General features: G+C 75.5%; 9 protein-coding genes and 1 riboswitch. Of the genes, 7 read left to right on the top strand and 2 right to left on the bottom strand.

Annotation, left to right across the window (positions count from 1 at the left end; translation table 11 throughout):
• Positions 1–141: 141 nt before the first annotated feature.
• The gene (cobN, locus tag CRV15_RS15525) at positions 142–3,801 is read right to left on the bottom strand and encodes a cobaltochelatase subunit CobN (RefSeq protein ID WP_003956840.1); all 3,660 of its coding nucleotides are present in this window, start codon (positions 3,799–3,801) and stop codon (positions 142–144) included.
• Between the two features lie 48 nt (positions 3,802–3,849).
• A riboswitch (cobalamin riboswitch) is annotated at positions 3,850–3,961 on the bottom strand.
• A 399-nt stretch (positions 3,962–4,360) separates the two neighbouring features.
• Between cobN and CRV15_RS15520 the strand changes: the two genes are divergently transcribed.
• The 5 genes from CRV15_RS15520 (at position 4,361) to cobM (ending at position 11,077) form a co-directional block, all read left to right on the top strand.
• On the top strand, positions 4,361–6,082 hold the full coding sequence (locus tag CRV15_RS15520; protein ID WP_003960931.1) for a cobalamin biosynthesis protein CobG: 1,722 nt from the start codon (positions 4,361–4,363) through the stop codon (positions 6,080–6,082).
• A gap of 29 nt (positions 6,083–6,111) precedes the next feature.
• Positions 6,112–6,738 (top strand): precorrin-8X methylmutase, encoded by a 627-nt coding sequence (locus CRV15_RS15515; protein WP_029182964.1) that lies wholly within the window; start codon positions 6,112–6,114, stop codon positions 6,736–6,738.
• A complete protein-coding gene (locus CRV15_RS15510) occupies positions 6,735–8,243 on the top strand; it encodes a precorrin-2 C(20)-methyltransferase (RefSeq protein ID WP_003960933.1) in 1,509 nt (502 codons plus the stop codon). Before CRV15_RS15515 ends, CRV15_RS15510 begins: the two co-directional genes overlap by 4 nt.
• Before the next feature lie 801 nt (positions 8,244–9,044).
• Positions 9,045–10,319 (top strand): bifunctional cobalt-precorrin-7 (C(5))-methyltransferase/cobalt-precorrin-6B (C(15))-methyltransferase, encoded by a 1,275-nt coding sequence (locus tag CRV15_RS15505; protein ID WP_003960934.1) that lies wholly within the window; start codon positions 9,045–9,047, stop codon positions 10,317–10,319.
• A complete protein-coding gene (cobM, locus tag CRV15_RS15500) occupies positions 10,316–11,077 on the top strand; it encodes a precorrin-4 C(11)-methyltransferase (RefSeq protein WP_003960935.1) in 762 nt (253 codons plus the stop codon). Before CRV15_RS15505 ends, cobM begins: the two co-directional genes overlap by 4 nt.
• Here cobM and CRV15_RS15495 read toward each other — a convergent pair.
• The gene (locus CRV15_RS15495) at positions 11,053–11,829 is read right to left on the bottom strand and encodes a cobalt-precorrin-6A reductase (RefSeq protein WP_003960936.1); all 777 of its coding nucleotides are present in this window, start codon (positions 11,827–11,829) and stop codon (positions 11,053–11,055) included. The two genes, cobM and CRV15_RS15495, sit on opposite strands and share 25 nt — an antisense overlap.
• A 17-nt stretch (positions 11,830–11,846) precedes the next feature.
• Between CRV15_RS15495 and CRV15_RS15490 the strand changes: the two genes are divergently transcribed.
• On the top strand, positions 11,847–12,989 hold the full coding sequence (locus CRV15_RS15490) for a cobalt-precorrin-5B (C(1))-methyltransferase (RefSeq protein ID WP_003960937.1): 1,143 nt from the start codon (positions 11,847–11,849) through the stop codon (positions 12,987–12,989).
• Positions 12,990–13,067: 78 nt separating this feature from the next.
• On the top strand, positions 13,068–13,307 hold the full coding sequence (locus CRV15_RS15485; RefSeq protein WP_009996636.1) for a hypothetical protein: 240 nt from the start codon (positions 13,068–13,070) through the stop codon (positions 13,305–13,307).
• Positions 13,308–13,468 lie beyond the last annotated feature (161 nt).

Below are 13,468 nucleotides of genomic sequence, written 5' to 3'. Positions count from 1 at the left end.
GCCCGTTGCCAATAAAGGCGCGTGGTTTCGGCACCGGCGCGCACTCATGGCTCTGCAAGGGAAAAAGCGCCGTCGCCTGCACGCGACGGAAACAGTTGGGCGGCGGACCGTTCGCCACGGTCCGCCGCCCATCCTGCGCGGTCAGGACTCGTCGGACTCCAGATTGCCCTCGGATTCGAGGTACGCCTGGCGGAGGGCCGCCAGGACGGCGGGGTCGGGCTTGGCCCACATGCCGCGGGACTCCGCCTCCAGGAGGCGTTCGGCGATGCCGTGGAGGGCCCAGGGGTTGGCCTGCTCCAGGAAGGCGCGGTTCTCCGGGTCGAGGACGTAGGTCTCGGTGAGCTTGTCGTACATCCAGTCGGCTACGACGCCGGTGGTGGCGTCGTAGCCGAAGAGGTAGTCGACGGTCGCGGCGAGTTCGAAGGCGCCCTTGTAGCCGTGGCGGCGCATCGCCTCGATCCACTTGGGGTTGACGACGCGGGCGCGGAAGACGCGGGACGTCTCCTCGACCAGGGTGCGGGTGCGCACCGTCTCCGGGCGGGTGGAGTCGCCGATGTACGCCTCGGGGGCGGTGCCGCGCAGGGCGCGGACGGTGGCGACCATGCCGCCGTGGTACTGGAAGTAGTCGTCGGAGTCGGCGATGTCGTGCTCGCGGGTGTCGGTGTTCTTCGCCGCGACCGCGATGCGCTTGTACGCCGTCTCCATCTCGGCGCGCGCGGGGCGTCCGTCCAGCTCACGGCCGTACGCATAGCCGCCCCAGACCGTGTACACCTCGGCGAGGTCGGCGTCGGTGCGCCAGTCGCGGGAGTCGATGAGCTGGAGCAGGCCCGCCCCGTAGGTGCCCGGCCGGGAGCCGAAGATACGGGTGGTGGCGCGCCGCTCGTCACCGTGTTCGGCGAGGTCGGCCCGGGTGTGGGCGCGGACGTGGTTGTCCTCGTCCGACTCGTCCAGCGAGGCCGCCAGGCGGACGGCGTCGTCGAGGAGTCCGATGGTGTGCGGGAAGGCGTCCCGGAAGAAACCGGAGATACGGAGGGTCACATCGACCCGGGGGCGGCCCAGTTCGGCGAGCGGGATCGGCTCCAGGCCGGTGACCCGGCGGGAGGCGTCGTCCCAGACGGGCCGGATGCCGAGCAGGGCCAGGGCCTCCGCCACGTCGTCGCCCGCGGTGCGCATCGCGCTCGTCCCCCACAGGGAGAGCCCCACGGACGTCGGCCAGGCGCCGTTGTCGTCGCGGTAGCGGGTGAGGAGGGAGTCAGCGAGGGCCTGGCCGGTCTCCCAGGCGAGCCGGGAGGGGACGGCCTTGGGGTCGACGGAGTAGAAGTTGCGGCCCGTCGGCAGGACGTTGACCAGGCCGCGCAGCGGGGAGCCCGAGGGGCCCGCCGGGACGAAGCCGCCGTTCAGGGCGTGCACGGTGTGGTCCAGTTCGGCGGTCGTCGCCGCGAGGCGCGGGGCGACCTCACGGGCCGCGAACTCCAGCACCGCCCTGACCTGGTCGTTCGCATCGGACGGCAGGGCGGAGAGGTCCCAGTCCGCGTCGTCCATCGCCTGGACCAGGGCGCGGGCCCGCTCCTCGGCCTCGTCGGCCGCCGTGCGGTTCGCCGCCGACTCGTCCAGGCCCAGCGCCTCCCGCAGCCCCGGGAGCGCGGTCGTACCGCCCCAGATCTGCCGGGCGCGCAGGATCGCCAGGATCAGATTGACCCGGTCGGCGCCGCTCGGCGCGGAGCCGAGGACATGGAGGCCGTCCCGGATCTGGACGTCCTTGATCTCGCAGAGCCAGCCGTCCACATGGAGGAGGAAGTCGTCGAAGCCGTCGTCGTCCGGCCGGTTCTCCAGACCGAGGTCGTGATCGAGCCTCGCCGCCTGGATCAGCGTCCAGATCTGCGCCCGGATCGCGGGCAGCTTCGCCGGGTCCATGGACGAGATCTGCGCGTACTCGTCGAGGAGCTGCTCCAGCCGGGCGATGTCCCCGTACGAGTCGGCGCGGGCCATCGGCGGCACCAGATGGTCCACGAGGGTCGCGTGCGCCCGGCGCTTGGCCTGGGTGCCCTCGCCCGGGTCGTTCACCAGGAACGGGTAGACGAGCGGCAGATCGCCGAGGGCGGCGTCGGGGCCGCAGGCGGCGGAGAGACCGGCGTTCTTGCCCGGCAGCCACTCCAGATTGCCGTGCTTGCCGAGGTGGATCATCGCGTCCGCGCCGAAGCCGCCGTCCGCGGCCGGGGCCGCTATCCAGCGGTAGGCGGCGAGATAGTGGTGCGAGGGCGGCAGATCGGGGTCGTGGTAGATCGCGATCGGGTTCTCGCCGAAGCCGCGCGGCGGCTGGATCAGGATCAGCAGATTCCCCCGGCGCAGCGCGGCGAGCACGATGTCGCCCTCGGGGTTGGCGCTGCGGTCCACGAACATCTCGCCCGGCGGCGGGCCCCAGTGCTCCTCGACCTGCTCGCGCAGGGCGGCGGGGAGCGTGGCGTACCAGCGCCGGTAGTCCGCCGCCGGGATGCGGACCGGGTTGGCGGCGAGCTGCTCCTCCGTCAGCCACTCCTGGTCGTGGCCGCCCGCGTCGATCAGCGCGCGGATCAGCTCGTCGCCGTCGCCGGAGAGCAGGCCCGGGATCTCGTCCCCGGGGCCGAAGTCGTACCCCTCCGCGATCAGCCGGCGCAGCAGCGCGACGGCGCTGGCCGGGGTGTCGAGCCCGACCGCGTTGCCGATACGGGAGTGCTTGGTGGGGTACGCGGAGAGCACCAGCGCCAGTCGCTTGCGGGCGGCCGGGACATGGCGCAGCCGGGCGTGGCGCACCGCGATGCCCGCGACGCGCGCCGCGCGCTCCTCGTCCGCGACATAGGCCGGGAGGCCGTCCTCGTCGACCTCCTTGAAGGAGAACGGGACGGTGATCAGGCGGCCGTCGAACTCCGGCACGGCGATCTGGCTGGCGGCGTCCAGCGGCGAGACGCCCTCGTCGTTCTCCTCCCAGGCGGCGCGGGATCCGGTGAGGCAGAGCGCCTGGAGGACGGGGATGTCGAGACGGGTCAGCGCGCCCGCGTCCCAGGACTCGTCGTCCCCGCCGGCGGAGGCGTCGGCGGGGCGGGTGCCGCCCGCGGCGAGCACGGTGGTGACGATCGCGTCGGCCGCGCGCAGGGCGTCGATCAGCTCGGGCTCGGGCGCGCGCAGCGAGGCCACGTAGAGCGGGAGCGGACAGGCGCCCGCGCGCTCGATCTCCGTGCACAGGGTGTGGACGAAGGCGGTGTTCCCGCTCATGTGGTGGGCGCGGTAGTAGAGGACCGCGATGACGGGGGTCACGCCGTCCGCCCCGGGGGGCGCGGCGGGGGTGCCGGGCTCGCGCTCCAGCGGGCCCCAGGTCGGCGCCGGGGACGGGGGCTCGAAGCCGTGGCCCGTCAGCAGCACCGTGTCCGACAGGAAGCGGGCGAGCTGTTCGAGGTTGGCCGGGCCGCCGTGCGCGAGATACGCGTGCGCCTCGGCCGCGAGGCCCACGGGGACGGTGGACGCCTCCATCAACTGGGCGTCGGGCGCCTGCTCACCGGTGAGCACCACCACCGGGAGTCCGCTCCCGATCAGCCGGTCGAGCCCTTCCTGCCAGGCGCGCACCCCGCCGAGGAGCCGGACGACGACCAGGCCCACCCCCTCCAGCAGGGCGGGGAGGTCGTCCAGCGGCAGCCGCGCGGGGTTCGCGAAGCGGTACGGGACCGGACCCGCCGCGGCGCGCGCGCTCAGCAGATCGGTGTCGGAGGTCGACAGAAGCAGGATCTCGTGCGGGTGCGGGGCGGTGTGCTCCCCGGACGGCTGATGCATGCGACGTCTGGCCTTCCTCGGGGTTTCCGCGCCCCGGGCGGTGTCGGACGGCGGGAGTTCCTGGCTCACCCGGCCACCGGGCCGGGTTCACAGTGGCGGGACCGCGCCGGAGTCGCACCGGGCTTCCTCCCCTTACGCCGTCTCCGGCGAAGGCGGACCGGGTGATCCGCCGGGAGCCATCGTACGGGCCCGGACCGCCGAACGGGGTGGGTGATGCGGGCAACGGTGCAGGTGGGCGACAGGGGAGGCGAGGCGGGCGAAGGCGCTGGACGAGGGGGCGGACGAGAGGGGGGCGGACGGGGTGACGGGTGGGTGCGGCGGTCCCGGCGCGCGTCTTCGCGGGTGCCCCGTCCCGTCTCCGCGGGTGGCCTCGTCGGCACCCACGGCGGCACCCCGGCGGCAGTCCCGGCGGCAGTCCCGGCGGCAGCCCGGTGGGCGGGGTGGCCTGGTGGGGTCACCGGCGGGGTGGGGTCCACCGGCGGGGTGGGCGGGGGTGGTGCGGCACGGGGCGGGGCCCGCCGGGGCCGTCGGAGCCGTCGGTATGCTCGCCGCCATGTCCATGCCTCCCGCCCGTGCCGACGGCGGTACCGATGCCGACGGTGGGGTCGGTGCCGGAGGCGGCGGCGCGGGGGGCGACTCCTCCGCCGGGTCCCCCGTCGGTTCCTTTCCCGCTGTCCCTGCCGGTTCCCTTGGCGATGCGCCCGCCGATTCCCCTGCCGGTTCCCTCGCCGATCCGCCCGCCGGGGGCGATGCGTCCGCCGGTGCCGGTCGCGGTCGTGATCCCCGCACCCGTGCCCAGGGCGACGCCTGTCCCGGCGCGCTGCGGCTGCACTCCGCCGACGACGGCGCGCTCGCCCGGGTCCGGGTGCCCGGGGGGCTGCTCGGGCTCCGGCAGGCGGACGCGCTGGCCGACGCCGCGCTGCGGCTCGGCGACGGCTCGTTGCACCTCACCTCTCGGGGCAATGTGCAACTGCGCGGGCTCCGCGAGGGCTGCGGGGGAGAGTTGGCGGAGCTCCTCGGCGCGGCCGGGCTGCTGCCGTCGCCCCGCCAGGAACGGATACGGAACGTCGTCGCCACCCCGCTCTCCGGACTCGACGGACGCGGGCACGCCGATGTGGGGCCCTGGCTGCGGCAGCTCGACGCCGCGCTGTGCGCCGGGGGCCCGCTCGCGGCTCTCTCCGGGCGCTTCCTCTTCGCGCTCGACGACGGGCGCGGCGATGTGCTCTCCCTCGGCGCGGATGTGACACTCACTGCGGCCCAAGGGGGTTTCGCCCTGGTCCGGCTGGGGCAGGGGGGCGATGTTCTCCGGGTGCCCGGAGCGGCGGCGGTACGAGCCGCGACCACAGCGGCCGCTGCCTTCCTGGACGCCGTGGCGACGGGCGCGGTGACGACGGGCGCCGTGGCCGAATCCGGTCGGCGTCGGGGTGTCTGGCGCATCGCCGAACTCGGCGATGGCGGAGCCGGGCTGGTGCGGACGGTCAGGGAACGGTTGCGTCATGACGGTGTGACGGTGTGCACTGATCCGGATATGCCGGATATCAGCGCGAGTGGCAGTGCGGGTGCGGGTGGCCATGCGGGTGCGGGTGCGGGTGCGGCGGGAACGTGGTCCGTCGCCGAAGGGCCCGTCCCCGGCCTGATCCCCGGTCCGTCGGCAGCCGACGTCACCCTCTCCGTCCAGGCTCCTTTCGGACGGATCACCGGTGCACAGTGGCGGCTGCTCACCGAGTGCGCCCGCCGGGACGGCCGGGGCGAGCTGCGGCTCACCCCCTGGCGCGGCGTCCTCGTCCCCGCCGTCGGCACCGCCCACGGCCCCGGGCGGCTCGCCCGGCTCTCCGCCGCCGGACTGGTCACCGGACCCGGTTCGCCCTGGCGGGGCGTGGGCGCCTGTGCCGGACGCCCCGGCTGCGCGAAGTCCCTCGCCGACGTGCGCGCGGACGCGGCGGCCGTCGTCACGCTCACCGCCACCGCCACCGCCGCGCCCGCCCCCGTCGCCGCGCTCCCCGTGTACTGGTCCGGGTGCGAGCGCCGCTGCGGACGGCCGCCCGGTGACCGGGTGGACGTCGTCGCCCAGGAGAACGGGTACCGGGTGTCCACCGTCCGCGACGGAACGGACAGTGCTGCGGACGGGGCCGGGGCCGCCCCGGTCCGGGCCGCCCCGGCGGCACTCTCCGACGCCGTCGCCGCGGCCCGTACCGCCACCCCCGCCGCCGACCCCGGGGGCGACACCGTCACGATGGCCACGGCGCGTCCGGCGCCGTCCGCGTCCACCCGGGCGCGGTGACCCCGATCAGCGAGAGCAGCGAGAACACCGTGTTCGACTACGAGAAGGACGGGGCGGCCATCTACCGCCAGTCCTTTGCCACCATCCGCGCCGAGGCGGACCTCTCGGGCCTGCCCGCCGACATCAGCCAGGTGGCGGTCCGGATGATCCACGCCTGCGGGATGGTCGATCTCGTACGCGATCTGTCCTACAGCCCGCAGGTCGTCTCCCGCGCGCGGGCCGCGCTGCGGGCCGGTGCGCCGATCCTCTGCGACGCGCAGATGGTCGCCAGCGGGGTCACCCGCAAGCGGCTGCCCGCCGACAACGAGGTGATCTGCACACTCTCCGACCCCTCCGTGCCCGCGCTCGCCGCCGGACTCGGCACCACCCGCAGCGCCGCCGCGCTGGAGCTGTGGCGGGAGCGGCTCGACGGCGCGGTCGTCGCCGTCGGCAACGCCCCCACCGCGCTCTTCCGGCTCCTGGAGATGATCGAGGAGGGCGCCCCTCGGCCCGCGGCCGTCATCGGGGTGCCCGTAGGCTTCATCGGCGCCGCCGAGTCGAAGGACGCCCTGGCCGGGCATGTCCTGGGCCTCGACCACCTGGTCGTGCGCGGGCGGCGCGGTGGCAGCGCCATGGCGGCGGCCGCCCTGAACGCGATCGCGAGCGAGGAAGAATGAGCGGGACGACGACCACCGGCCGGCTGTACGGGGTGGGGCTCGGCCCCGGCGACCCGTCCCTGATGACCGTACGCGCCGTGGAGGTCATCGCCGACGCGGATGTGATCGCGTACCACAGCGCCCGGCACGGACGGTCCATCGCGCGGTCCATCGCCGCCCGGCACATCCGTCCCGACCATGTCGAAGAGGCGCTGGTCTACCCCGTCACCACGGAGACCACCGACCACCCCGGCGGATACCGGGGCGCCATGGAGGACTTCTATACCGAGGCGGCGGCCCGGCTGGCCGTCCACCTCGACGCCGGGCGGACGGTCGCGGTGCTCGCGGAGGGCGATCCGCTCTTCTACGGCTCGTACATGCACATGCACAAGCGGCTCGCCGACCGGTACGAGACGGAGGTCGTCCCCGGGGTCACCTCCGTGAGCGGGGCCGCGGCCCGGCTCGGCGCGCCGCTCGTCGAGGGCGATGAGGTGCTGACGATCCTCCCCGGCACCCTGCCCGAGGAGGAGCTCACAGCGCGCCTCGCCGCGACGGACGCGGCCGTGGTGATGAAACTGGGGCGTACGTTCCCCAAGGTGCGGCGGGCGCTGGAACGTTCCGGCCGGCTCGCCGACGCGCGTTATGCGGAACGGGCCACCATGGACGGGGAGCGCACCGCCCGGCTGGCCGACGTGGACGCGGAGTCGGTGCCGTACTTCTCGGTGGCGGTGCTGCCGAGCCGGGTCGGTCTCGGTGGCGACGCCGGTGACCACCGGGCCGCCGAGGGGGGCGAGGTCGTCGTCGTCGGCACCGGGCCCGCCGGGCCGCTGTGGCTCACCCCCGAGTCCAAGGGGGCGCTGGCCGCCGCGGACGATCTCGTCGGCTATACGACCTACCTGGACCGGGTGCCCGTACGCCCCGGTCAGCAGCGGCACGGCTCCGACAACAAGGTCGAGTCCGAACGGGCCGAGTTCGCGCTCGACCTCGCCCGGCGCGGGCGCAGCGTCGCCGTTGTCTCCGGCGGCGACCCCGGGGTCTTCGCGATGGCGACGGCGGTCCTGGAGGTCGCGTCGCAGCCGGAGTACGCGGACGTCCCCGTCCGGGTGCTGCCCGGAGTGACCGCCGCGAACGCCGCGGCGGCGGCCGCGGGCGCGCCCCTCGGGCACGACTACGCCACCGTCTCGCTCTCCGACCGGCTCAAGCCCTGGGAGGTCATCGCGGAACGCCTGCGGGCCGCCGCGACGGCGGACCTCGTGCTCGCCCTGTACAACCCCGGCTCCCGCAGCCGGACCTGGCAGGTCGCCAAGGCGCGTGAGCTGCTGCTCGAACACCGGGCCCCGGACACACCGGTCGTGGTGGCGCGGGATGTCGGCGGCGACGGGCAGTGCGTACGGATCGTGCGGCTGGCGGAGCTTGTGCCCGAGGAGGTCGACATGCGGACGATTCTGTTGGTCGGGTCGTCGCGGACGAGGGTGGTGCGGCGGGGGGACGGAAGTGAGGTCGTCTGGACGCCGAGGCGGTATTAGTCCGGGGGGTGTCCCCGGCGGCCCCGAGGCAATCAGCCCTGTGGGGTGCCTGAAAGTCAGCCTCTTGGGGGTGCCCGAAATTCAGCCCCTCCGGCGTTTGAGGAGCGGGGGTTCGGGGGCTGGCCCCCGACGACGGGGCCGCGCGGGGTCCGTCGGCTTGCGCGTGAGCCTTGCGTTGGGTGCGGGGTCCGTCCTCAAACGCCGGACGGGCTGGTTTTGCTCGGGCCACCCGTCAGGTGCGGGATGTGGGGGCCTCCGGGCTCGACTCCTCAGGGCCGGCAGACCGGGCGTCCGACGCAGAGTGCGGGCGGTTCTCCGCCGGTCCCTTCCGGGGACGACCCTGCACCCCCCACCACGGGCAGACGGCCCACTCGGTGCGGGACGTGGGCACACTCCCGCCCGGTGGGAAGGGGGAGCCGCAGGCCCCTCCCGCACGCAGGGGGCACACCCCCGCCCCGGGGGGAGACAGACGGCCCCTTCGGGTCCCGCCAAGGGGACGACCCTGCACCCCACCGGGGACCAGCCCGCCCGGTGCGGGAAGCGGGCACAGCCCCCGCCCGGTGGGAGGGAGAAAATGCCCGCGCGAAACAGCACCCTGGGGGTGCCCCCTCCGGGGGAGGTCGAGGCGCGAGGGCTCGGGGCGTGGCCCCCGCGGTGCGCAGGGCGTCGGATTGCGTGGCGGGCGGTCCGCTGGGCGGGGGCCGTCCCCAGGTGTCGGGCCCGCGGGGGCGGGGCAGCCGGGGGCGAGTAAAGTGCCTGCGTTCCGCAGACCGCCCCAGAGCCCGCAGCGAGGTACCGGCCGTGACCCCCGCACCCCCCGTCGTCACCGTGGTCGGCATCGGTGCCGACGGCTGGGCCGGGCTCCCCGAGGCGTCCCGCGCGGCGCTCCGCGCGGCGGACGTCGTCGTCGGCGGGGCGCGCCAGCTCGATCTGCTGCCCGAGGGGGCCGACGGGTGCCGGGCCGAGCGGGTTCGCTGGCCCTCGCCGTTGCGCCCCGCGGTCCCCGGCGTCGTCGCCGCCCACCACGGCCGCCGGATCGCGGTCCTGGCCAGCGGCGACCCCATGCACTACGGCATCGGGCGCGCCCTCGCCGAAGTGCTCGGCGCGCCCGCGCTGCGGGTCCTGCCGCACCCCTCGTCCGTCTCGCTCGCCGCCGCCCGCCTCGGCTGGGCCGTGGAGGAGACCGAGGTGGTCACCGCGGTGGGGCGGCCCGTCGCCCGGCTGGCTGCCGCGCTCCACGACGGACGGCGGCTGCTGGTGCTCAGCGCCGGGGCCGACACCCCCGCCGACGTCGCCGCGCTGCTGCGTGCGCACGGCTTCGGCCCCAGCCGGATACGGGTCCTGGAACAGCTCGCCGCTCCCGTGGAGCGCGTCCTCGAAGGCACCGCCGACGGCTGGCCGCACCCGCCGGGCGACCCGTTGAACGTCGTCGCCGTGGAGTGCCGCCGCGCCCCCGGCGCGCCCCGGCTCGGCGCGGTCCCCGGGCTCCCCGACAGCGCGTACGAGCACGACGGGCAGCTCACCAAGCGCCATGTCCGCGCCGCGACGCTCGCCGCGCTGGCGCCCGCCCCCGGCGAACTGCTGTGGGACGTCGGCGGCGGCTCCGGGTCGATCGCCGTCGAGTGGCTGCGGACCCACCCCTCCTGCCGCGCCGTCTGTGTCGAACGCGACCCGGAACGCGCCGCGCGCATCGCCCGCAACGCCGACCGGCTGGGCGTACCCGGGCTGCGGGTGGTCACCGGCGCGGCCCCCGGCGCGCTCGCCGGGCTCCCCGTCCCGGACGCGGTCTTCATCGGCGGCGGGCTGACCGCCGCCGGGCTGCTGGACGTCTGCTGGGCGGCGCTGCCCGACCGGGGCAGGCTCGTCGCCAACACCGTGACGCTGGAGTCCGAGGCCCTGCTCGCCGAGGCCCGTCGGCGCCACGGCGGAGAGCTGGTGCGCCTCGCGGTGGCGCACGCCGTGCCCGTCGGCGGCTTCACCGGCTGGCGTCAGGCGATGCCGGTGACCCAGTGGGCCGCAGAGAAGCGCCCCGGGCCCGGCGCCCCCGTACCGCCCGACTCAGGAGACCTCGTATGACCGTGTACTTCATCGGCGCGGGCCCCGGTGCCGCCGACCTCATCACCCTGCGCGGCGCGCGTACCCTCGCCTCCTGCCGGGTCTGCCTCTACGCGGGCAGTCTGGTCCCGCGTGAGCTGCTGGACGGCTGCCCGCCGGAGGCCCGGCTGGTCGACACCGCCCGGCTCACCCTCGACGAGATCACCGCGGAGCTGGTCCGCGCCCATACGGAGGGCCACGACGTCGCCCGGCTCCACTCGGGCGACCCGTCGGTCTTCAGCGCCGTCGCGGAGCAGATGCGCCGTCTGGACGCGGCCGGGGTGCCGTACGAGGTGATCCCCGGCGTTCCCGCGTTCGCCGCCGCCGCTGCCGCGCTCAAGCGCGAGCTGACCGTGCCGACCGTGGGCCAGACCGTCATCCTCACCCGGGTCGCCCAGCGCGCCACCCCCATGCCGGAGGGCGAGGATCTGGCCACCCTCGGCCGCAGCGGCGCGCTCCTCGTGCTCCATCTGGCCGCCGGATACGCCGATCGTGTCGTCGCGGAGCTGCTGCCCCACTACGGCGCCGACTGCCCCGCCGCCGTGGTCGCCTGGGCCAGCCGTCCCGACGAGATCGTGCTGCGCGGCACCCTCGACGGCATCGCCGACCAGGTGAAGGCGGCGGGCATCGTCCGTACCGCCGTCATCCTCGTCGGCCGCACCCTGGGCGCCGAGGGCTTCCGCGACAGCCATCTCTACTCGGCCGACCGCGACCGTCACGACTGCGCGACCGCCCCCTGACCGGCCGGCGGCGACGGCATCCGGGTCCGCGCCCAGGCCGCCGCCGACTCCGGGTCCGGAACGGACACAACCCCCGGCGGCAGCGGCGGACGGCGGACCACCACCACCGGCAGCCCCGCCTCCCGCGCGGCCCTGAGCTTGGGCGCGGTGGCCGCTCCCCCGCTGTCCTTGGTCACGACCACGTCGATCCGGTGCCGAGCCAGCAGTTCCCGTTCGCCGTCGAGCCCGTAGGGACCCCGGTCGAGCAGCACCTCGCAACGTTCCGGAACAGGACCCTCCGGCGGATCGACGGAGCGGACGAGGAACCACAGTCCGTCCCCCGGCGCGAACGCCGCCAGCCCCGTCCTGCCGGTCGTCAGAAAGACCCGCCGCCCCAGGGACGGCAGCAGCGCCGACGCCTCCGCCAGCGAGTCCACCGGGTGCCAGTCGTCACCGGGCTCCCGGACCCACCCGGGGCGGCGCAGCGCGAGCAGGGGAACACGGGTGGCGGCGGCGGCCCGCGCCGCGTGCAGGCTCATGGTCCGGGCGAAGGGATGGGTGGCGTCGATGAGCAGATCGACCGCGTGCGCGCGCAGCCACGCCGCCAGCCCCTCCGCACCGCCGAAACCGCCCACCCTGACCTCCCCGGGCGGCAGCCGGGGCGCCGCGACCCGACCCGCGAGAGAGCTGGTCAGCCGCAGGTCAGGGGTATCGTGCAGCAGCTCCGCCAGTCGGCGGGCCTCGGTCGTACCCCCGAGAATCACGATGTGCACGGAGCGCGGACCCTTTCATGAGCGGTGAGGCGGCGGGCGGACGGGTCGCCCAACTCAAGCACACCGGTCTGCGCCCCGGCTGGACCACCGGCGCCTGTGCGACAGCGGCCACCACGGCCGCGTACACCGCCCTGCTCACCGGCCGTTTCCCCGACCCCGTGACCATCACCCTGCCGAAGGGGCAGACCCCGGCGTTCGCGCTCGCCCGCGAGGAGCTGGCCGACGGGCGGGCGATGGCCGGAGTGGTCAAGGACGCGGGCGACGACCCCGACGTCACCCATGGCGCCCTGGTGCGCTCCACGGTCCGGGTCCTGCCGCCCGGCTCGGGCGTCGTCTTCCGGGCCGGGCCCGGCGTCGGCACGGTCACCCGTCCCGGGCTGCCGCTGGCGGTGGGCGAGCCCGCGATCAACCCCGTGCCCCGGCAGCTGATGCGGGACCACGTCGAACGGGTCGCGCTGCTGCACAACGGCGGGCGCGGGGCCGATGTGGAGATCACCGTCTCCGTCGACCACGGGGCGGAGATCGCCCGTTCCACGTGGAACGGACGGCTGGGAATCCTCGGCGGCCTCTCGATCCTCGGCACCACGGGCGTGGTGGTGCCGTACTCCTGTTCCGCCTGGATCGACTCCATCCGGCGCGGCGTGGACGTGGCGCGCGCCGCCGGGCACCGGCAGGTGGCCGCCTGCACCGGCTCGACCTCGGAGAGGACCGTCGTGGCCGAGTACGGGCTGCCGGAGGACGCGCTCCTGGACATGGGCGACTTCGCGGGCGCCGTGCTGAAGTATCTGCGCCGCCACCCCGTCGCCCGGCTCACCGTCTGCGGCGGCTTCGCGAAGCTGTCGAAACTCGCCGCCGGGCATCTGGATCTGCACTCGGCCCGTTCCCAGGTGGACAAGGGCTTCCTGGCCGGTCTCGCCCGCCGGGGCGGCGCCGGGGAGGCCCTCGTCCAGGAGGTCGCCGCCGCCAACACCGGTCTGGCCGCGCTCCAGCTCTGCCGGGCCGCCGGGGTGCCGCTGGGCGATCTCGTCGCCCTGGCGGCGCGCGACGAGGCGCTGACGGTGCTGCGCGGGGCGCCCGTCGCGGTGGATGTGATCTGCGTCGACCGCGCGGGGAACGTCGTGGGGCGCTGCGCCCCGGCCGGGCCCGGCACCCTGTCCTGAACTCTCCACAAGACCTTCAACCCCCGTCACCCGAAGGGCACTTCACTTTCTGTAGTCGCTCGGTGATGATGTGCGCGTATGAACAGGCACGACCGTCCCGCCGCGCCCCGCCGGGCGACCCCCCTCCCCGGCCCCCTCCGTCCCTCGTCCGCCGCGCCCGTCGCCTCCGGGGCCCGCCGCGCCCCGCGCCCCTCCGCCGCCGCCCGCCGGGGCCGTGGTTTCCGAATACCCGCCGACGGCGCGTCCGCCGCCGTCCGGGGCCTCCGTGCGGGACAGGTCCGCGCCGCGCTGCGGCCGTCCCCGGCGCCCGGCGCCTAGTCCCCGGCGGCTGCTCCCCGGCAGCCTGCCCGACGCGCTCGCTCCGGTACCGCCCGAGCACCCGCTCCGGCGCCGCCCGCCGTGCCGCCCCACACGCCGTTCGCGCCGCTGCCGCAGCCTTCCGCGCCCCGGCCCCGCACGCCTCCGCCTTCTCGCAGCGC

Source organism: Streptomyces clavuligerus, assembly GCF_005519465.1.
Lineage (GTDB): Bacteria > Actinomycetota > Actinomycetes > Streptomycetales > Streptomycetaceae > Streptomyces > Streptomyces clavuligerus.
The sequence above is the reverse complement of the archived record's forward strand: the minus strand, read 5'-3'. Positions and strand labels throughout refer to the sequence as shown.